We start from the raw sequence: 711 nt of genomic DNA on the forward strand, positions 1-711 counted from the left end.
TGCCGGCAAGAACAAGCACCGGACCTCGTGCGGGCGCAACGACACGCTGCATCGGTTCAATGCCGGTACGTGGGCCCAAAGCAGGAGCCAGTGCGTCGACCACGCTGCTGGGTCCTGCCGCAAGCAAAGTGTGGCGCTGTGCCCGGGCCCAAAGCACCTGTCCGATGGTCGTGAGCTGTGCGGCATCGGCCACGTCGAACAGCACTGCGTCAGGAGACATTGCGGATGAGAGGGGGCGAAGTGCGCGTTGCAGCGCTTCTTCGAGTGCCTTGCCGCCCTTGGACGCGGCCGTGAACGGGATGGAGTGCACATCGGCCAGACCCTGTCTGGCCAGATGCAGCCGCAGGTCCGCCTCGTGCATCGGCGTCACCGGGTGCCGGCTCATGGTCGGATGGCGGTCGATGCGGAACACCTCGCCGCCGGCGCCCGCCGCTGCGAACAGGTTGCCGAACAGGCAATGCCGGCCGAGATTCGGTTGCCCCCCGACGATCGCTGTCCAAGGCACTTCGACCGCGCTGCGCAAGGCGCGAACCGCGGCGCCGATCGAGCCGATGTGCGGGGAGCTGTCGAAGGTCGAGCAGGTCTTGTAATGCAGCACGCGGGCGCCGAGCGAGCGGAACAGCGCGGCGACCGGGGCCAGTTCGCGCTGCATCTCCTGCGGCGTCATCGTGCGCGCCGCTCCCGCGATGCCCAGCACGTCGAGCGGGCCGA

1 protein-coding gene is annotated in these 711 nt (G+C 68.6%); it reads right to left on the minus strand.

The annotated features are described in order from the left end of the window. On the minus strand, window positions 1–711 hold a 711-nt coding region (locus BMG07_RS40915; RefSeq protein WP_198089236.1), incomplete at both ends, for a four-carbon acid sugar kinase family protein.

The sequence above is a fragment of the Variovorax sp. E3 genome, assembly GCF_016082275.1.
GTDB lineage: Bacteria > Pseudomonadota > Gammaproteobacteria > Burkholderiales > Burkholderiaceae_C > Variovorax.